The organism is Streptomyces sp. NPDC090045 (assembly GCF_044747975.1).
GTDB lineage: Bacteria > Actinomycetota > Actinomycetes > Streptomycetales > Streptomycetaceae > Streptomyces.
In genome coordinates this window covers 19,014-37,761 of record NZ_JBIVFA010000006.1, presented here as the reverse complement: position 1 = coordinate 37,761, position 18,748 = coordinate 19,014, and the positions used below count along the sequence as shown (strand labels likewise).

Here is an 18,748-nt window from a genome sequence, read left to right as displayed (position 1 = left end):
GATGGATGAGAGGAGCCCGTCATGGCACATGCGGCACCCACCGCCCACCGGCGGCCCACCTGGCAGTCGGCGGACAAGGCCCACCTGAGCGCGGGCGCCTACGTGCGGCCCCTGCTCGCCGGTCTCGTGTACGGCTTCTGGGCCGCCGACCTCAAGCGTCAGATGGGTCCGGTCGACGCGGGCAACGTCTTCTACGGGATCCTGTGCGGCGTGCTCTTCGCCGGGATCATGTTCGCCCTGGCCCGGATCGGCCCCCGCCTCATGCGGGAGGTCCACGCCACCTCGTACGGCGTCTTCACCGGCATCGCCGCGGGCTACCTGCACAGCCTCACCGACGCGTCCGTGCTGAGCTCGACCGTCATCGGTCTCTTCGTCGGGCTGGGCGTGGGCCTGGCGGCCTTCTACCGGTACTACACGCGCGAGGACTGACGCGCGGCACGCAAGGGACGCGAGGGACTCGCGGGGCGGTACCTGAGGCGCCCGCAGGGCCACACGGCCCTGCGGGCGCCTCGGGGTGCTCCTACGCGGCCGGGTCGGCGGCCTTCTGCTGCGGTTCACTCTCGGACTCGACGGCGGCGGCGACGGTCACGGCCTGGGCCTTCGGTGGCTCGGCCGGCTCGGTCTGACGGACCGGCGGGGTGAACCGCGTGACCTCGGCGCGGAGCATGGCGTTCAGTGCGGCGTACGGGTCGATGGGCATGGCGGAACCTCACGGTGCTCAGGGGGTGTGGGGGCTGCGCTCTCACTGGGGGTGTCGCGGGGATGTCCTGCCGGTGGGGCCGGACAGCTCCTCGGCCCTCTCAGCAGCGCAGGACCACACTCCGCACCGTCCGCAGGGACAGGTCCGGTTCGGCCGTCTCCGCGATCGGCCCGCGCAGCGGCGCATCCGGGTGTTTCACGTGAAACACCGCAAGCGGTGTCCGCCGTACGCCGGGCAGCCCGCGCGTGACGGTCCGTACGGCCGTCCGCGCCTCGGGGTCGGCGGCCGGATCGGACGGGCCCTCGCCGGGTTCGCCGGGCTCGGAGGGCGCGGCGGAGGCGGGACGGGACTCCGCGGCCGCGGCGCCGGCGGGACCGGCGCCGAAGACGCACAGCAGCACGACACAGACCGCGGTCAGGGCCCGGGTCAGTGCCGAATGTGCGCGTCGCCTCCCACTCATGCGAGGGGTGTGCCCCGACACGCCGGACGACTCCCGGACCGGCCCCAAGAAGCCCCCGACCGGGGGACGAAGACACCCCCCACGGCTGACAGACGGCCGTGGGGGGCGGGTTGGGGCTGCGGGCCGGGCGCGGGACGGCGGGCTCGCCGGCCGGGTCAGCGGGTGCGGCGCTGCCCGGTCAGCCGGGCCAGCACGGCGGTCTCGCCGCCGAGCAGCCGCAGTTGGGGCCGGCCGGCCGGATCCTCGCGGGCGGTGGTCCCGCCGGGTGAGACCCGTACGACGGTGAACACGGCCGTACGGCTGTCCGCGCGGGGGATCTCGATGGTCCGGCCCCTCCGCAGCTCGCCGAGGCGCAGCCCTTCTCCGATGACCACGGCGGTCCCGGCCGCCCCGGGCGCGGGACCGTCGGTGTCCCAGGAGACCTCGTCGCGGTCGTCGGTCAACGGCACGTCGACGCCCAGGCTCGGGATCCGCAACCGCAGTGGCCGTGCGGCCCGCAGGGGTCCGGTGACCGTGCGCAGCGGCCCGGCGGCGGTTCTCGGCGACCGCTCCCCCCGGCCGGGGACGTGCTGCCCGGACTGCTCCAGCTCCCGCACGAGCCGCCGGTGTCCGGACAGCCCCAGCGCCCGCGAGGGCAGTGCGTCGTCGGTGGTCACGGCTGCGGGCCTGGCGCCCTCGGTCCGTTGCAACACCACGATGCCGGTGGACAACAGAGCCACCGTCAGCGAGGCGACGACCCACTGGGCGCGGGGCATGGGAATCCCTCCTGTCCGGCACGTGCGGCCGGGTCATGTGAGCAGTGGACACCTCCTCTGCCCGTCGGCACCCGGTGAAACACGGGGGACTGACGATGCGTCACGGGCGTGTCGTCCCGAGATCCGCGCGTTTCCCCAGCTCGCGACGGATGTGCCCGCCCCGCGCCGGGAGCGGGAGGGATGCCCCCGAACGGGTGAGACGGCAAGCGCGCGTCCCCCGGCCGGCGCCCCCCGGACGGTGCTGCCGGGCGAGGCGGCCGGGCGAGGCGGCCGGGCGAGGCGGCCGGGCGAGGCGGCCGGGCGAGGCGGCCGGGCGAGGCCTCACATGACGACGGCGGCCGTGCCCGCGCCCATCAGGACGGCGGCGAGGTGGACGGCCGGGTGGCCGTAGTCGCCGTACCAGAGGTGGCGGGCCAGGCCGCCGAGGGCGGCCAGCGCGGCGATGATGCCGATCTGGCCGAACAGCGTGACCGCGCAGCAGGGGGCCAGGAGCAGCAGGAACGAGTTCAGCCAGAACGGGGCGGCGCCCGTCCAGCCTCGCCATTCCCTGATCGCCGTCGGCATGTACTACCGGCCCCCTCGTGGTCAACTCGTCGGCTGCACAGCCTCCTTGGGCGGGGAGGCGGGCGCAAGGGCCCGTTCGGCTCGATAGCCGAAGGCCAGGCCGAAAGTCGTCCACAGTGTGGTCTGGATGGCCAGGGACGCGATGCGGAAGTCCCAGATCAGCGCGGCCGGGAAGCCCGCCGGGACCTCGTTGATCCCGGGCAGGACGGCGTACGAGACGCCGATGACCAGGACGAACGCGGCGCCGGCGACGATCGACGCGTTCCAGTTGCCGAGCTTCGGCGCGAGCCGCCGGCCGAGGATCAGCGCGCCCGCCGCCAGCAGCGCGCTCAGGGCGATCATCAGGAGGTAGAGGGCGGTCCGCCGCCCGGCGGTCTCCGGGTCGCCGACGGCGGGGGGATTGGCGGGGTACTTGAAGAACGGCACCAGGGTCACGGTGACGAACAGGGCCGCGGTGACCAGCGCGGCCGTGGCCCGCGGGCCGAAGCGGCCGATGCGGCCCAGCGCGTAGCAGTACACGAGCGCGGCGATGCCGCCGAGCGCGACTCCGTACAGCAGGACGCCGGTGCCGAGGCCGGCCGTGGCCTGGAGGGCCCGGCTGACCGGGGCCTCCTCGCCGTGGTCGTGTCCGGCCGCGGCGGCCTCTTCGATCGCGATCGCCGCGTCCACCTTGGATTCACCGAGGAGGTACGCGACGAGGAAGGCGGCGACACCGGCCAGCAGACCGGCGAGCATGCCCCTGACGAGCAGCGTGCGGGGGGAAACGTTCATGGTTCGGTTCCCTTGCGGAGACGGAGGTCAGTGGCAGGGGAATCAGTGGCAGGGGAAACCGAGGAGGTGGCGGCCGTCGTGCAGCCACTCGTGGATCGTCTCGCCTTCGAAGATCGCGGTGGCGCCCTGCTCGGCGCCGACGAAGTAGAGCAGGACCAGCATCAGGATCCCGACGAACACGGCCCAGGGGGCCAGCGCGGAGAGCGAGATCGGGGCAAGGGCGGGGGCGTTCGTCGTGGGCACGGCGGAGTGGGACATGACAGAACCTCCAGAGGGAACACGCGTCCCGGTCAGTGGTGCTCGCGACGACGGTGACGGGTCTGACTTGCCTCCCCCTCCGGGAGGTTTCACAGTGGCGCGACCGTGCCGGATTCTCACCGGTGCTTCCGTCGTTCCGTCGTCATGCAGTTGTCTCGTCCGGACCGTACCGCGCTTACGCTCCCCTTATGAAGACCCCGTTGATACGTGTCCGTCTTTCCAGACTCCCACTGGACACGGCGGCCCGCCAGGGACGCTTCGGTCACGCGCGGCCGTGCCCCGGGTACGAGGGCCTGCGCGGCCTCGACGCGGGGGAGTGGGCCGGGCGCACCCTGGACGAGGTGGCGGCCGAGGACCCGGCGGCCCTGCAGGCGTGGATGACGGACCCCGGGTACGCGCCGCCGGGCGGCGAGTCCGTGGACGCGCTGATCGCCCGCGTCGGGGCGGAGCTGGCCGGGCTGACGGCGGGCACCCACCGCATGGAGGTCGAGCAGGCCGTCGTACGGGCGGCCGTGGTGTACGCCCTGGAGCTGCCCGCGGCGGCCTTCTGGCGGCTGGACGTGCGGCCGGAATCGGTGACCACCCTCACCGGGCGGGCCGGGCGCTGGAACCTGCTCGTGGGCCAGCCGGAGGACGCGGATCAGGGGCCGCCGCAGCACTTCGGCCCGGACCCCGCGACGCGGTCCGGGCCGATCACGCCTTCCTGACGGGCGTTACGCGACGATCCAGTCGGACGTGGCGATCACCGGCTGCACGCCGTCGCGGTGCACGGTGCCCTCGATCAGGCCGTACATCCGGTCCGCCGCGAAGTAGACCTCGTTGTCGTTCTTGAGGCCGAAGGGCTCCAGGTCGACGAGGAAGTGGTGCTTGTTGGGGAGGTTGAGGCGCACCTCGTTGACCTTGGGGCAGTTGTCGAGCACGCGCTCGGCCATCTGGTTCAGGGTCTGCTGCAGCGAGTACGAGTACGTCTCCGCGAAGGCTTCCAGCATGTTCTTGCGGACCTTCTTGTACGCCTGGTCCCAGTCGTACGAGGAGTCGTCGGCGGCCAGCGCCGAGTGCGCCCAGCGCGCGGTGACCTTGGTCGCCAGGATGCGGTCGTACGCCTCCTGGAGGGTCGTGTACTTGTCCTTGATGTAGCCGTGGAACTCGGAGTTGGTCGAGTTCATCACCGTGAGGTCCTTCAGACCCGAGATGACCTGCAGGCCCGTGGTCTCGCTGTACGTGATCTGCGCGGTGCGCACCTCCTGGCCCTTGCGGACGAAGGAGTGCTGCTCCTTGCGCGTCGGGACCGGGATGCGGTCCCACACGTACTCCTCGATGCGGATCTGCGCCTCGCGGATCGGCTGCTGGGAGGAGACGAAGTGCTTGGCGAGCAGGATGCCGAAGGCCTCGGGGGAGTCGATGCCGTGCTCCTTGCCGAAGGCGTACACCGTGTTCTTGGTGGTGTCGGTCGGCAGGCAGTTGGCGTTGTCGCCGGTGAGGTGGACGTCGCGGAACTCGCCGCGGAGCGCGACCGAGACGTTGAGGTCGCGGATCTCGTGCCAGGAACCGTCGGCGCCCTTGCGGGTGACCTTGACGATGCGGTTCTCGGCCTTGCCGTACTGGTTCTGTGCCAGGACGTGCTTGCTCATGGCTGACTTCCTTCGGGTACACGGAGTCCGGCTGATGTGCTGACTGGATCCCGTACGCCCGGCGTCCAGCGGAAGGCCCGCTCCCCGCCGTTCGGTCACGGAGGACCGCCCCGGGACTGACGTGCATCCCGGTCCGTAGGTGCTCTGTTCGGATTCCAGCACGTTAACGCGTTGTTGGTAATGGCGCGGAACGTCCAAGACAGGCACCCACGGATTGGGCGACCGCACATCTCCCCAGGTCAGACCGTGTGTGCGTCGGCCACCGAGAGGGCCTGGCCGAGGATCTCCAGTCCCTTGGCCACGTCCTGCGGCGCGATGTTGCAGGCCGGCGCGACGTGGATGCGGTTGCCGGCGACGAGCGGCCAGAGCCCGCCCTTCTTGCAGGCTGCGGCGAACTCGGCCATCGGCGCGTTGTCCGCCCCGGCGGCGTTGTACGGGACCAGCGGCTCGCGCGTCTCCCGGTTCCGTACGAGCTCCAGGGCCCAGAAGGTGCCGAGGCCGCGGACCTCGCCGACCGACGGGTGCCGCTCGGCCAGCGCGCGCAGGCCGGGGCCGAGCAGGTCCGTGCCCGTGCGGGCGGACTGCTCGACGGTGCCCTCCTCCTCCATGACGTTGATCGTCGCGACGGCGGCGGCGCAGGCCAGCACGTGCCCGGAGTAGGTCAGCCCGCCCGGGTAGGGCCGGCGGGCGAAGGTCTCGGCGATGGCGGCCGAGATGGCGACGCCGCCGAGCGGTACGTAGCCGCTGGTCACGCCCTTGGCGAAGCAGATCAGGTCGGGGGTGACGTCCCAGTGCTCGGAGGCGAACCACCGGCCGGTGCGCCCGAAGCCGACCATGATCTCGTCGAGGATGAAGACGATGCCGAAGCGGTCGCAGAGCGCGCGCACGCCGGCCAGGTAGCCGTCGGGGTGCACCAGGACGCCCGGGGCGCCGCCGACGGTCTCCAGGATGATCGCGGCGATGGACTGCGGGCCCTCGAAGACGATGGTGTCCTCCAGGTGCCGCAGGGCCCGCTCGCACTCCTCGGCCTCCGTGGCCGCGTAGAAGGGCGAGCGGTAGGCGAAGGGCCCCCAGAAGTGCACGACGCCGGCGGTCGCGGAGTCGTTGCCGAAGCGGCGGGCGTCGCCGGTCAGGTTGATCGCGGTGGAGGTGGCACCGTGGTACGAGCGGTACGCGGACAGCACCTTGGGCCGGCCGGTGTGCAGCCGGGCCATGCGGACGGCGTTCTCCACGGCCTCGGCCCCGGCGTTGGTGAAGAAGATCTTGTCGAGGTCGCCCGGGGTGCGCTCGGCGATCAGCCGGGCCGCCTCGGAGCGCACGTCGACGGCGAAGCCGGGCGCGACGGTGCACAGCCGGGCCGCCTGCTCCTGGATGGCCGCGGTGACCTTGGGGTGCTGGTAGCCGATGTTGGTGTAGACGAGGGCGCTGGAGAAGTCGAGGTAGCGGTTGCCCTGGTAATCCCAGAAGTACGACCCCTCGGCACCGGCGACGGCGAGCGGGTCGATGAGCTCCTGCGCAGACCAGGAGTGGAAGACGTGCTTCCGGTCAGCGTCTTTCACGGTGGCGAGGGCGTCGGCTTCTGCGTTCATGAAACGAGCGTAGTTGTCCAGGATGTGGACGCGGCGGGGGTCGCCCACCGTGTCCACCGCGTGGCGCTCGGCGAGTGCCGCGGCCGCCGCCCTCCACCGGAGCCGCCCTCAGCCGTCCAGGGCGGACCGTGCGAGTTTCCGTACGGTCTCCAGGTCCGCGGCGGCGGCCGGCTCCGCGTGCTCCTCCTCGTACCGGTCGCCGAGCGCGGCGCGCACCGCGCTCTCCACGTGAGCGGCGTCGGCGCGCGAGTGGTCCGGCCCGCCGCGCACCGCCAGGGCCGCCGCGAGCAGCCGTGCCGCCTCCCGCGGCCGGTCAAGCCGCACCGCCTGGTCCGCGACGCCGACCAGCACCTGGGCGACAGAGGGCGCGTGCAGGGAGGCCACCGCCAGGTCGAGCGCCTCCTCCCGGTGGGCCCGGGCGGCGGACAGCGCGCCGTCCGCGGCGTCCAGATACCCGAGGGAGTCGAGGGCCGCCACCTGGTACACCGGGTGGACGGCCAGGCCGCGGACCGCCTCGCGGGCGCGTTCCAGCTCGGCCCGGGCCAGGGCCGGTTCGCCGCTCCAGCGGGCCAGGTCGGCCTTGCCCTGCGCCATCATGGCCAGCGTCTCGGGCCAGCCGGCCGCCTCCGCGTCCCGCTCCGCGCGCGCCATGGCCGCCGCGCTGCCCGCCGGATCCCCGGCCAGCAGGCACGACTGGGCCTGCCTGACCCAGGCGTACATCCGGTCCTCGATGCCGCCCAGTTCGCCGATGACGGCGACGGCCTCCTCGTAGTGCGCCATCGCCGTACGGTGTTCGCCGCGCCGGGCCTCCAGGTCGGCCAGCAGGGTCAGCGCGAAGGAGATCCCCCAGCGTTCCCCGAGCCCGCGGAAGCCGGCCAGGGCCGCCCCGATCGCGGACTCCGCGTCCGCCGGCCGGCCGCCGGTCCCCAGCAGGGTCTTGGCCCCCTCCAGCCGGCCCTGCGCCCGCACCCACGGGTCCTCGTCGGCCAGCAGGCCGTCCCAGGCGTCCGCCGGCGGCGCCTCGCCGGTGGACGCGCTGCGCAGCAGCCGGTCCAGCGGCCCCAGGAAGCGGACCACCGGATGACGGCTTCCCGTCCGCCCGGCGAGCTCCACCCCCTCGCGGAGCAGCTCCCCGGTCTGCCGGTCGTCGCCGAGTCCGGCCGTCGCGAACAGCACGGCCAGCGCGCAGGCCACGGCGCGGGCCTCCAGGTCGGGCCCGTCCTGCGGCCCCCCGTCCTGCGGGCCCTCGTGCGCGGGAGCCGGCAGCGCGAGCGCCTGCGCGGCGAGTTCGGCGCCGTCCGCCTTGTGCCCGCTGAGCCACCAGTACCAGCCGGCCGCCGCCACCAGCCGTACGGCCGCCCGCGCGTCGCCCGCCGCGATCGCACCGCGCAGCGCCGCGGACAGGTTGTCGTGCTCCACGGTGAGCCGGGCCAGCCACTCCAGCTGTTCGGCCCGGCGCAGGTACGGGTCCGCGGTGCGGGCCAGTTCGGTGAAGTACGCGGCGTGCGCGCGCCGGAGCGTCTCCTGCTCGCCGGCCTCGGCCAGCTTCTGCAGGCCGTACGCCCGGATCGTCTCCAGCATCCGGTAGCGCCCGTCGCCCGCCGTCACCAGCAGGGACTTGTCGGCCAGCGACGTGACCAGGTCGAGGACCCCGTCCGCTTCGACCGGGCCGCCCGCGCAGACCCCCTCGGCCGCCTCGACCGTGGCGCCGCCGGGGAAGGCCGCGAGCCGCCGCAGCAGGGCCCGTTCCGCCTCCGTCAGCAGGTCCCAGCTCCAGTCGACCACCGCCCGCAGGGTCTGGTGCTGGCGCGGAGCCGTCCGCGCGCCGCCCGTCAGCAGCCGGAACCGGTCGTCCAGCCGTGCGGCGAGCTGCTCGGCGTCCATCGTGCGCAGCCGGGCCGCCGCCAGCTCGATGGCCAGCGGCATGCCGTCCAGGGCCCGGCAGATACGGGTCACCGCCGGGGCCGTCTCGGCGGTGACCGCGAAGCCGGAACGGGCCGCCGCCGCACGGTCGTTCAGCAGCCGGACCGCGGGGGAGGCCAGGGCCTGCGCCGCGTCCGCGTCCTGCGGCGGCAGGGCCAGCGGATGCACCGGCCACAGCGCCTCGCCGGTCAGGCCGAGCGGCTCCCGGCTGGTCGCCAGGATGCGCAGCCCGGGGCATTCGCCGAGCAGCCGGTCGGCGGTCGCCGCGGCCGCCTCGATCAGGTGCTCGCAGTTGTCCAGCACCAGCAGGGCCGTCCGGGTGCGCAGCGCGGCGGCGAGCCGGTCCAGCGGGTCGCCGGCCGCCGGCGCGTGTTCCCGCAGGGCCAGCGCGTTCAGGACGGCCAGCGGTACGTCGCCCGGCGCGCTCAGCGGCGCGAGCTCCACCAGCCAGACCCCGTCGGGGAACCGGTCGAGCAGGGGGCGGGCGCTCTGCACGGCCAGCCGGGTCTTCCCGGCGCCGCCGGGGCCGGTGAGCGTGGTGAGCCGGAACCGTCCCAGGAGGGCGTCCACCTGGGCGAGGTCCTCCTCCCGGCCCACGAAACTGGCCAGTCCGGCCCGCAGGTTGGTCGGCGGAGCGGGGCGTGCGGCCTGCGGTCCGTCGAGGGCCGCCGGTCCGGCCGGTGCAGTCGGTGCAGCCGCTGCGGTCGGTGCGGTGGGCATGTCCGCTGCAGGAGGGGCGGGAGCGGCCGGGGGCGGCCCGGCCGGGACCTCCCCGCGCAGCACGGCGGTGTGCAGTGCGGACAGCTCCGGCGAGGGGTCGGCCCCGAGCTCCTCGGCGAGGACCTCGCGCGCGTTCCCGTACGCCGTGAGCGCCTCGGCGGGCCGTCCGGCCGCGACGAGGGCCCGCATGAGGGCCCCGACGAGCCTTTCCCGCAAGGGGTGTTCGGCGACGAGGGAGGCGAGTTCGCCGGTCAGCTCCCGGCCGCGGCCCATCCGCAGGTCCGCCTCGATCCGGTCCTCCAGGACCGCCATCCGCAGTTCGGCGAGGCGGGTCACCGGCGCCCGGAAGAAATCGGCGGCCGCGACGTCCAACAGGGCGGGCCCGCGCCACAGTTCCAGTGCCTCGCGCAGGACCCGCGCGGCGGTGTCCGGGTCCCGGGCCAGCACCCCGCGGCCCGCGGAGGCCAGCCGTTCGAAGCGGACCACGTCCACGGCGTCGGGTTCGACCGTCAGCCGGTACCCGGCCGGATGCGATTCCACGTCCACGCCGCTGCCGCGCAGGGCCCGCCGCAGCCGTGAGACCAGGGCCTGCAGGGCGTTCGCGGCACCCGACGGCGGCTCGTCCTGCCAGATCCCGTCGATCAGCAGCTCGGAGGCGACCACCCGCCCCGGTTCGAGCGCCAGCAGTATCAGCAGTGCGCGCAGTCGTGGTCCCCCGACCCCGACGCCGCTTCCGTCCTCGCCCCGTACGTCCAGGGCCCCCAGCATCGAGATCCGCATGCCGACATTGTGCGACTCGGCCCGCCGCTCTTGCCATTTCGTATCGGCGGCTGCCGGATAGGCCCGGAATGACGGCAGTTGGCGATGGCGGCGCGCAACGGAAGACGGCCCCCGCGAACGAACGCGAGGGCCGTCTTCCGGCGCTCTTACTTGTCGGAGTAGCTGAAGTCCCCGACGGTCCACGCGCTGACGTCCTTCACCGCGATCCGGTACATCCCGCCCGTCTCGGGGATGCCCAGGGTGCCCTGGAGGATGCGCGCCACGTGGAAGTGCAGGTGCGAGGGGGCCGCCGCGGCCTGTCTGTCACCGCGGTCGGCGGAACTGAAGATCTCGGCGAACGGGCCCAGCTGGTCGGAGTCCCGCAGGACCTCGGCCACCCGCTGACGCCAGACGCTCTCGGGGGCGAGCCGGCCCGTGATGACGGCACCGTGGACCACGACGGTCAGGGACATCTGATTGGTCTGCTCCGACTCGACCATGGCGGCGATGTCGAGGAGCAGGTCGTCAGGGATCGACATGGACGGTGACTCTAGCAAGCGCGGTCAGGCGTCGGCCGGGCTTCCGAGGAGTGCCGAGGCCTCCTGGAGCGGGGTGAGGGCGGGCGCCGGAACGGGGACCGAAAGGTCGCGGCAGGTGAAGCCGAGGCGGGTCAGCGCCCGGGTCACCTCGGCCGCCGTGAAGTCGCGCCGGTCCTGCCGGGTGATGACCTCACCGACCTGCTTGACGGGGTAGGTGCGGCGGCTGATGATCACGGACGCTCCCGTGACGGGCTCGGCCTTGACGCCCTTCATCTTCTCCTCCACCTCGCTCTTCTCGAGGTCGAAGGGGTATCGGGCGATGACGAAGCGCATGATGCCTCACAGACGTGACGGAACGGAGCGGAGCGGACGGGACGCGTACGGGACGCGGGAGCTACGGGGCGGTACGGAACGGGACGGAGCCCGGGTCAGGCGGCCATGCCCATGGAACGGCGCCGCTCCTGGGCGGGGCGGCTGCGCCGTCCGCGGGAGGAACGCGGGCTGCGCCCGGTCCGCTCCGCCTGCGGCGCGGTGATGGTGACCGGGATGCCGGAGGGGGCCTGGGCGCCGGTGATGCGGCTCAGCGCCTCCTCGCCCGAACGGACCTGGGTGGTCTGCGGGACGATGCCCGCCGCCGCCATCAGACGGGTCATCTCACGGCGCTGGTTCGGCGTGACCAGGGTGACGACGCTGCCGGACTCGCCGGCGCGGGCGGTGCGGCCGCCGCGGTGCAGGTAGTCCTTGGGGTCGGTGGGCGGGTCCACGTTCACGACGAGGTCGAGGTTGTCGACGTGGATGCCGCGCGCCGCGACGTTGGTCGCCACCAGCACCGTCACGTGCCCGGTCTTGAACTGGGCCAGGGTCCGGGTGCGCTGGGGCTGGGACTTCCCGCCGTGCAGGGCCGCGGCCCGTACGCCGCTGTTCAGCAGGTGGCTGGTGAGCTGGTCGACGGCGTGCTTGGTGTCCAGGAACATGATCACCCGGCCTTCGCGCGCCGCGATCTCGGTGGTCGTCGCGTGCTTGTCGGTGCCGTGCACGTGCAGCACGTGGTGCTCCATCGTGGTGACCGCGCCGGCCGAGGGGTCGACGGAGTGCACGACGGGGTCGGTCAGGTAGCGGCGCACCAGCCGGTCGACGTTGCGGTCGAGGGTGGCGGAGAACAGCATCCGCTGGCCCTCGGGGCGCACCTGGTCGAGCAGGGCGGTGACCTGCGGCATGAAGCCCATGTCGGCCATCTGGTCGGCTTCGTCCAGGACGGTGATCGCGACCTGGTTCAGCCGGCAGTCGCCGCGGTCGATGAGGTCCTTGAGCCGTCCGGGCGTCGCCACGACGACCTCGGCGCCGCCGCGCAGGGCGCTCGCCTGCCGCCCGATGGGCATGCCGCCCACGACGGTGGCCGTACGCAGCTTCATGGCGCGGGCGTAGGGGGCGAGGGCGTCCGTGACCTGCTGTGCCAGCTCGCGCGTGGGGACGAGGACCAGGGCCAGCGGCTGCCGGGACTCGGCGCGCTGTCCGGCCGTGCGGGCCAGCAGGGCGAGGCCGAAGGCGAGGGTCTTGCCGGAGCCGGTGCGCCCGCGGCCGAGGACGTCACGGCCCGCGAGGGAGTTCGGCAGGGTCGCGGCCTGGATCGGGAACGGCACGCTCACGCCCTCGGTGCCGAGCGCGGCCAGCAGCTGCCCGGGCATGTCGAGGTCGGCGAAGGACTCGACGGCGGGGAGCGCCGGAGTGATGGTCTCGGGGAGGGCGAATTCGCCCTGGAGGGCAGCGGGGCGGCGGCTGCCGCCACCGTAGCCGGAGCGGCCGGAGCCGCCGTATCCGGAGTTTCCGGAGCCACCGGAGCGGCTGGGCGCGGAGGAGCCGAAACGGCTGCCGCGGCCGGAGCCGCCGGAGCCGCCGAAGCCCGCGGAGCCGCCCTTGCGGGGGGCGCGGGAGGTGCGGTCGTTCGAGCGAGTGGTGCGGTTCATGCAGAACCTTCCTCGATGCGGCGCGTATCGAGGAATTCCCGGGCAGGGGGATTCGCGAGAACGTGCCGAAGAAAAGACGGGACGGGGCCGTGCCGCGCCGGGAAAGGCGGGCCGGTTCGTCGTGGAGAGGGTGCCGCGCCGTGCGTCGGAGAGCCGGGATACGGCGGACGGTGTGCGGGGCGGAGGCGGGGCGGTGCGTCGGGGGAGACACTGCCGCCCGGCCGGACATGAGGCGGGCCGGCGCCGAGCGCCGTCACCCGCCGCTCAGTGGGCCGTCGGGGACCGACAGGGCGTGAGCGGGGAAAAAGCAACGCGCCGAGGCCCGCACCCCAAGGTGCGGGCCTCAGCTGCGTGTACGCGTCAGCGTCAGGCGGGAACGATGTTCTCGGCCTGCGGGCCCTTCTGGCCCTGCGTGACGTCGAAGGTAACCTTCTGGCCTTCCTGAAGCTCACGGAAGCCAGAAGAGGCGATGTTCGAGTAGTGGGCGAAGACGTCAGCGCCGCCGCCCTCCTGCTCGATGAAGCCGAAGCCCTTTTCCGCGTTGAACCACTTCACGGTGCCAGATGCCATATGAATTCTCCTTTGGGGCAGTGCCCGGGATCGCACTGTGCGAGCCCGGCGTCGCCGCGATGATTGCCCCGACCGGAATGTGCAAATCTGAACTGCATGCGCCGGAAATAAAAAGTGCGCCCACCGAAAATCAGGTGAGAGCACTTGTAAGTTTTTGGGAACCACAACTGCAACTGACATCACAGTAGCACGGGGGGTGCCATCGGGGGCGTAAATTTTTCCCGTAGCAGGTCTGTCGAAATTCCGCACCCGCAGGAACAGAAATCCATGCCTGAAAATCCTATAAACGCGTTCCTCCCTGGCCTGAGCGGCGCACGATGTGACACAGGTCATGCGGTGGCGGGTCCTACGCGCTGATGCGGACCAGTGCGAGCGTGATGTTGTCGGGGCCGCCGGCGTCGATGGCGGCCCGCCACAGCTCGAAGGCGGCCCTGCCGTCGTCGTGCACCCGCAGCAGGTCCTCGATCTCCTCGTCGGGCACCGGGTCGGTCAGCCCGTCGCTGCACACCAGGTAGCGGTCCCCTTCGGTCAGCTCGAACGCCGCCATGTGGGGCGCGATCGAGTGGTAGCCGCGGCTGCCGCCGAGGGTCTGGGTCACGGCCGACGTGGTGCGGTGCCCGGGGGCGGGTGGCGGGCTGTCGTCCACGCTGACCTGGTGCAGGCCGTCCGGCGCCGCGCGGAACACCTTGCTGTCGCCGACGTTGAACACCACCAGCGACTCGGACAGGACGAGGGCCCCGGCGATCGTGGTCCCCATGGAGGTCAGGTCCGGCCGTCCGTCGGTGGCCGAGTGCACGGCGTGGTTGCAGCGGCGCAGCGCGTCGCCGAGGGCGTCCTCGCCGTCCAGTTCGGGACCGAGCGAGGAGAGGTGGCGTACGACCAGCTCGCTGGCCACTTCGCCGGCCGGCTGGCCGCCGAGCCCGTCGGCGACGGCGACGACGAGCGGTCTGCCGAAGGGGAACAGCAGGGTCTGGGGGTTCTGGGTCACGGTCCCGCACAGCGTCCACGGGCCGACGACGAGGCTGTCCTCGTTGCGTTCGCGCACCAGCCCGACATGACTCAGGGCGGTCACAGCTATGTAGGGCACGTCGATGACCCGCCTCTCCGCAACGGCAACGGCGGACGTGGACCTCACCACCCATTGTCGCGCCGTCCCGGCATGCGGGCCGGGTCCCGTCGGAGCACCCTGGTCCTGGAGCCGCCTGTTCGCCGACCGGCGGCCCGGTCAGGAAGGACTGGAGATGTTCGCGAGGCTGAGCACCTACCAGGGATCGCCGGTCCCCGAGGGGGGAGACGTGACCGCGAGTTCGGAAGCGGTCGTCCGGCAGGTCGAGGACGTTCCCGGCTTCCGGGGCGTCTACTACCTCGTCGACCGGGCCACGGGCGTGGCCAAGTCGCTGACCTTGTGGGAGGACGAGCGGACCATGCGGGACAGCGAGGAGCAGGCCGCCCGCATCCGTGAGGAGACGGCGCAGCGGGAGGGCCAGCGGATCGTCTCCGTCGAACACTTCGAGGTGGGCTTCAGCCACCTCCAGCCGTAGCGCGGACCGGTTCTGCGGACCGGCTACGGGACCAGCTTCAAGCCACCAGGTACGAGGAGCGATGGCCATGGGCAAGCTCTCGATCGACCAGTTGCGCGAACGGGTCCGCGGGGCGGTCGTCACGCCCGACGACGCGGCCTACGACGAGGCACGCACGGTCCACAACGCCATGATCGACCGCAGGCCGGCCGCCGTCGTGCGCTGCGCCAACGCGGGCGACGTCATGGCCACGGTCGACTTCGCCCGTGAGAACGAGCTCGACCTGGCGGTGCGCGGCGGCGGGCACAGCGTGCCCGGCTTCGGCACCTGCGACGACGGTGTGGTCGCCGACCTGTCCGGGATGCGCGGGGTCCGCGTGGACGCGGCGCGCCGGACGGCGCGCGCGGAGGGCGGCGCGACCTGGGGCGACTTCAACGCGGCGACGTACGCGTACGGGCTGGCCACCACCGGCGGGATCATCTCGACCACCGGGATCGGCGGGCTCACCCTCGGCGGCGGCATCGGCTACCTGTGCCGCGGAATGGGCCTGAGCTGCGACAACCTGATCTCGGCCGATGTGGTGACCGCGGACGGCCGGCTGCTCGTGGCGAGCGAGGAGGAGAACGCCGACCTCTTCTGGGCGCTGCGCGGCGGCAGCGGCAACTTCGGCGCGGTGACCTCCTTCGAGTACCGGCTCGGCCCGGTCAAGGACATCTACGGCGGGCCGATGCTCTTCGAGCTGGAGGACGCCGCCACCGTGCTGCGTTCCTTCGCCGATCACATCGCCGACGCCCCGGAGGAGCTGGGCGGGTTCCCGGCCTTCCAGATCGCCCCGCCGCTCCCGTTCATCCCGGAGGACCGGCACGGCGACACGTTCGCGCTGATCGTGGCGTGCTGGTCCGGGCCGCTCGACGAGGGTCCGCGTGCCCTGCAGGCCTTCCACGACTTCGCGCCGGTGGTTGCCGAGCACGTGGGCCCCATGCCGTACCCGGCGCTCAACAGCGCCTTCGACGCCCTCGTACCGCCCGGCCTCCAGCACTACTGGAAGGCCAACTTCGTGACCGAGCTGACCGACGAGGCGATCGCGGCGCACCTGCGGCACGCCCCCGGCCTGCCCGCCGTGAACTCGACGGTCCACATCTACCCGGTCAACGGCGCCTGCCACCGCGTCGCCCCGGACGCCACGGCCTACGCCTACCGCGACGCCTCGTTCGCCACCGTCATCGCCGGCATGTGGCCCGACCCCGTCGGCAACGAGGCCAACATCGCCTGGGTCCGCGACTACTACGAGGCCACCGCCCCGCACTCGGAGGAGGGCGGCTACATCAACTTCATGGCCGAGGACGACCAGGACCGCATCCGGGCCAACTACAAGGGGAACTACGACCGGCTGGCCGAGGTCAAGCGGACCTACGACCCGGGGAACCTGTTCCACCTGAACCAGAACATCAAGCCGTAGCGGCACGGCGGCGGTGGCAGCGGGGGTGGCAGCGGCCGGGAGTCATGCGGATGCGGAATGTCAGGGGATCTGCATATTTTGTCAGGTGTACCGGAAGATCCCGTACATCCGGTTTGTCTGACTGAGGAAGGCCCCCATGAAGCGTTTCCCGGTGATCGGTGTGCTCTGCGTCAGCGCGGTTTTCGGTCTCTCCGCCTGCTCCGACGACCCCTCGCCCGAGGAGGAGGCCACCCAGGCCGCGGCCGACCTCTGCACCGATCTGACCGCGCTGAAGGCCGACAACGCCAAGCTGAAGGCCCTGAACCCGGCCACCGCGACCAAGGACCAGGTCCAGGAGGCGTACGACGCCGTCCAGGAGGACTGGAACGGGGTCAAGGAGAACCTCACCAAGATGAAGGACGCGGAGCGGGAGGCGGTCCAGTCCGCGGCCGAGGACCTCAAGAAGGGCTACGAGGACCTGCCGGGCGACACCACCGGCAAGGACGCCCGCACCCAGCTGCAGCCGCAGATCGAGAAGCTGGACGAGGCCGCGACGGCGGCCGCCAAGGGGCTCCGGTGCTGACGGGCTGAACGAGCGGGATCCCGGCCGGCTCCCCGGCCGGGGTCCCTCGCCGTGCGCTCACGCGCCGTCGTCGTCCGCAGTGGCGGGCCCCGCCCCGCGCCGGCGGATCCCGATCTCGACCGCGCCGAAGAGCGCCTTCGCGATCACGCCCACCAGGAGCAGGTCGGCGACCATCTGCAGGGTGGTCAGCACGCGGCCGGTCTCCGTGACGGGTGTGATGTCCCCGAAGCCCACGGTCGCGAACACCGTGACCGTGAAGTACATGGCGTCCGTCCGGTTCAGCGACTCCGTGAACGTGCCCGGCACTTCCTTGGCGAGCAGGAAGTACGTCACGGAGAAGATCACCAGGAACAGCGGTACGGCGGTGGCCAGCGCCTCCATGGCGCGCAGCCGGGGGAACTGCGCACGGGCGACGGCGGTGACCTGCCTGACCACCAGCCAGCCGAAGAGGCCCAGGCCCAGCACGAGCGACACGAGCGTGCGCAGGACGATCTCCCCGTCCAGGGGCGCCAGGTAGTACAGCGCCGTGATCAGGACGATCGAGGCCGCCGAGCGGAGCACGCAGCCCAGCAGGACGCGCCGGCGTTCCCGGGGCGTCGCGGTCGCGGTGGCGTCCGTGGCGCTCAGGGGGTCGTGGCCGGTGCCCCGGTGCTCGTCGCTCATGCGTACTCCTCGCGCGGCGTCCAGATGAGCGGGTACGCGGCGCTGCCCGTGCGCTCGGCCCATGCGAGCCGCTCCCGTACGACGGGCCGCCGGGCCTCGGGGATCCGTTCCAGCAGCCGGCCGAGGAGGTCGCGCAGCCGGCGCAGGGCCATCGGGGAGGCCTCGGCGGCGACGGCGATGTCGTCGCAGGCCGTCCGTACGTACTGCTCCCAGTCGGGGACGGGGACCGTCACCCGCACCCGGCCCGTCCCGTCGGGGAACCGGCCGAAGTCCAGCTCCCGGTCGGCGAGCCGGGTGAGCAGGTCCTCCAGGCGGTCCATGCTCTCCACCGCCGTCGCCGGGTCGTTGACGGCGGGGGAGAGCGCGCGCAGCGCGATGTCGGCCAGGAGCCTGAACGGCAGTTCGGGATCCTGGTCGAAGGTGCGTTCCACACCGGTGACCACGGTCTCGCGCAGGACCTCCTCGGGCAGTTCGGCGCCCGTCACCTCGGCCAGGGCCATGCCCCGCGAGAGGGTCCGGCCGGGGGTGACGCGGAAGTCGATCGTGCAGTCGTGCCGCTGGGCCACCGCCACCAGGGCGGGTACGTCGATCTGCTGGATCACGGTCGCCGGCCCGGACCAGCGCACGGTGGAGCGGGTTCCGGTCCCGGCCGGTCCGGTCTCCGCCGGTCCGGTCTCCGCCAGTCCGGCCCCCGGGGGCGGGGGCGGGGCCGGGGGCGCCGCGGCCGCGCGGCCGGGATCGTACGGCCGCACGTACAGGCCGTCGTACGACCGGTGCGCGCGGGTGGCGATCGCGGTGAGCGAGTGGGCGAGCTGGATCGAGTCGAACGCCTTCGTCTGCAGCGACCTCATCAGGGCGAGGGCGACCAGCGTGAGGATCATGGCCACGCAGGGGAGCAGGGCCGAGACCTGGTCGCGGGCGCCGATGGCGAGCCCCGAGACGACGCAGAAGACGAAGACCCCGACGGCGAAGGCGAAGGCGCGCCAGACGATCGGTTCGTCGCGGAAGAACGCGAGGCGCGGTGTGAACGTGCTGGCGGAGAACTGCACGACCAGGAACAGCATCGAGTAGATGATGCTCACCAGGCTGATGACGCCGAAGCCCACGGTGAAGAGCATCGTCGCCACGCGCGCGGCCTCCACCAGCGGTTTCACGTCGGCCATGGGGGCCACCAGTCCGAGCGCCAGGCCGCCGAGCGCGCAGATCAGCTGGGTCAGGTCCCGGCGCATCGCGCGCGTCGGCGGTTGGAACATGCGGCTCGCCCCCTCGCGGTCACGGTCACGTGTTGCGGGTTACGGGAGGGATGCAATCACGGGAGTGACGGGGCCGGGCGGCGAAATG

21 protein-coding genes are annotated in these 18,748 nt (G+C 72.7%); 5 read left to right on the top strand and 16 right to left on the bottom strand.

Features of this window, described 5'->3' with window-relative positions:
* Positions 1–21: 21 nt before the first annotated feature.
* The gene (locus tag ACIPYQ_RS17775; protein ID WP_401251956.1) at positions 22–429 is read left to right on the top strand and encodes a hypothetical protein; all 408 of its coding nucleotides are present in this window, start codon (positions 22–24) and stop codon (positions 427–429) included.
* 91 nt (positions 430–520) lie between these two features.
* Here the strand turns inward: ACIPYQ_RS17775 and ACIPYQ_RS17770 are convergent, their stop codons facing one another.
* From ACIPYQ_RS17770 to ACIPYQ_RS17745, 6 genes are all read right to left on the bottom strand, one after another.
* Entirely contained in the window at positions 521–700 is a 180-nt protein-coding gene (locus ACIPYQ_RS17770; protein ID WP_401251954.1) for a hypothetical protein, read from the bottom strand.
* Positions 701–800: 100 nt separating this feature from the next.
* Entirely contained in the window at positions 801–1,160 is a 360-nt protein-coding gene (locus tag ACIPYQ_RS17765; RefSeq protein ID WP_361752159.1) for a hypothetical protein, read from the bottom strand.
* Between the two features lie 155 nt (positions 1,161–1,315).
* Positions 1,316–1,915, bottom strand: a complete 600-nt coding sequence (locus tag ACIPYQ_RS17760; RefSeq protein WP_401251950.1) for a hypothetical protein — start codon at positions 1,913–1,915, stop codon at positions 1,316–1,318.
* A gap of 321 nt (positions 1,916–2,236) precedes the next feature.
* Positions 2,237–2,479: a hypothetical protein gene (locus tag ACIPYQ_RS17755; RefSeq protein ID WP_319721555.1), complete on the bottom strand. Its 243-nt coding sequence runs from the start codon at positions 2,477–2,479 to the stop codon at positions 2,237–2,239.
* Positions 2,480–2,500: 21 nt separating this feature from the next.
* Positions 2,501–3,250, bottom strand: coding sequence for a CbtA family protein (locus tag ACIPYQ_RS17750; protein ID WP_401251947.1), 750 nt, complete (start codon positions 3,248–3,250; stop codon positions 2,501–2,503).
* A 42-nt stretch (positions 3,251–3,292) separates the two neighbouring features.
* Positions 3,293–3,508, bottom strand: coding sequence for a CbtB-domain containing protein (locus ACIPYQ_RS17745; RefSeq protein ID WP_401251944.1), 216 nt, complete (start codon positions 3,506–3,508; stop codon positions 3,293–3,295).
* Positions 3,509–3,696: 188 nt separating this feature from the next.
* Between ACIPYQ_RS17745 and ACIPYQ_RS17740 the strand changes: the two genes are divergently transcribed.
* On the top strand, positions 3,697–4,215 hold the full coding sequence (locus ACIPYQ_RS17740; RefSeq protein ID WP_361752167.1) for a histidine phosphatase family protein: 519 nt from the start codon (positions 3,697–3,699) through the stop codon (positions 4,213–4,215).
* A gap of 6 nt (positions 4,216–4,221) precedes the next feature.
* On the opposite strand, the gene pucL is transcribed toward ACIPYQ_RS17740, so the two are convergent.
* The 8 genes from pucL to ACIPYQ_RS17700 all read right to left on the bottom strand — a co-directional run bounded on the left by pucL (position 4,222) and on the right by ACIPYQ_RS17700 (position 14,290).
* Positions 4,222–5,139 (bottom strand): factor-independent urate hydroxylase, encoded by a 918-nt coding sequence (gene pucL, locus ACIPYQ_RS17735; RefSeq protein ID WP_361752169.1) that lies wholly within the window; start codon positions 5,137–5,139, stop codon positions 4,222–4,224.
* Between the two features lie 239 nt (positions 5,140–5,378).
* Positions 5,379–6,728, bottom strand: a complete 1,350-nt coding sequence (locus tag ACIPYQ_RS17730) for an aspartate aminotransferase family protein (protein WP_401251941.1) — start codon at positions 6,726–6,728, stop codon at positions 5,379–5,381.
* Positions 6,729–6,836: 108 nt separating this feature from the next.
* The gene (locus ACIPYQ_RS17725) at positions 6,837–10,151 is read right to left on the bottom strand and encodes an AfsR/SARP family transcriptional regulator (protein ID WP_401251938.1); all 3,315 of its coding nucleotides are present in this window, start codon (positions 10,149–10,151) and stop codon (positions 6,837–6,839) included.
* Between the two features lie 146 nt (positions 10,152–10,297).
* Entirely contained in the window at positions 10,298–10,669 is a 372-nt protein-coding gene (locus tag ACIPYQ_RS17720; RefSeq protein WP_401251935.1) for a hypothetical protein, read from the bottom strand.
* Positions 10,670–10,693: 24 nt separating this feature from the next.
* A complete protein-coding gene (locus tag ACIPYQ_RS17715) occupies positions 10,694–11,002 on the bottom strand; it encodes an SCO5918 family protein (protein ID WP_319723949.1) in 309 nt (102 codons plus the stop codon).
* 95 nt (positions 11,003–11,097) lie between these two features.
* Entirely contained in the window at positions 11,098–12,633 is a 1,536-nt protein-coding gene (locus ACIPYQ_RS17710) for a DEAD/DEAH box helicase (RefSeq protein WP_401251932.1), read from the bottom strand.
* Between the two features lie 366 nt (positions 12,634–12,999).
* Complete coding sequence (locus ACIPYQ_RS17705) at positions 13,000–13,203, bottom strand: cold-shock protein (RefSeq protein WP_030011983.1); 204 nt, start codon at positions 13,201–13,203, stop codon at positions 13,000–13,002.
* 346 nt (positions 13,204–13,549) lie between these two features.
* The gene (locus ACIPYQ_RS17700) at positions 13,550–14,290 is read right to left on the bottom strand and encodes a PP2C family protein-serine/threonine phosphatase (RefSeq protein WP_401251929.1); all 741 of its coding nucleotides are present in this window, start codon (positions 14,288–14,290) and stop codon (positions 13,550–13,552) included.
* Between the two features lie 208 nt (positions 14,291–14,498).
* On the opposite strand from ACIPYQ_RS17700, the gene ACIPYQ_RS17695 reads away from it, so the two are divergent.
* The 3 genes from ACIPYQ_RS17695 to ACIPYQ_RS17685 all read left to right on the top strand — a co-directional run bounded on the left by ACIPYQ_RS17695 (position 14,499) and on the right by ACIPYQ_RS17685 (position 16,744).
* Positions 14,499–14,744, top strand: a complete 246-nt coding sequence (locus ACIPYQ_RS17695; RefSeq protein WP_401251927.1) for a hypothetical protein — start codon at positions 14,499–14,501, stop codon at positions 14,742–14,744.
* Between the two features lie 67 nt (positions 14,745–14,811).
* Positions 14,812–16,182 carry an FAD-binding oxidoreductase gene (locus tag ACIPYQ_RS17690; RefSeq protein WP_361752184.1) on the top strand — a complete coding sequence of 457 codons (1,371 nt, stop codon included), beginning with the start codon at positions 14,812–14,814 and terminating at the stop codon, positions 16,180–16,182.
* Positions 16,183–16,318: 136 nt separating this feature from the next.
* On the top strand, positions 16,319–16,744 hold the full coding sequence (locus ACIPYQ_RS17685; protein WP_401251924.1) for a hypothetical protein: 426 nt from the start codon (positions 16,319–16,321) through the stop codon (positions 16,742–16,744).
* Between the two features lie 57 nt (positions 16,745–16,801).
* Here ACIPYQ_RS17685 and ACIPYQ_RS17680 read toward each other — a convergent pair whose 3' ends face one another.
* Positions 16,802–17,407, bottom strand: coding sequence for a potassium channel family protein (locus ACIPYQ_RS17680; protein ID WP_401251921.1), 606 nt, complete (start codon positions 17,405–17,407; stop codon positions 16,802–16,804).
* Positions 17,404–18,660 carry a DUF2254 family protein gene (locus ACIPYQ_RS17675; protein WP_401251918.1) on the bottom strand — a complete coding sequence of 419 codons (1,257 nt, stop codon included), beginning with the start codon at positions 18,658–18,660 and terminating at the stop codon, positions 17,404–17,406. Before ACIPYQ_RS17675 ends, ACIPYQ_RS17680 begins: the two co-directional genes overlap by 4 nt.
* Between the last annotated feature and the right edge of the window lie 88 nt (positions 18,661–18,748).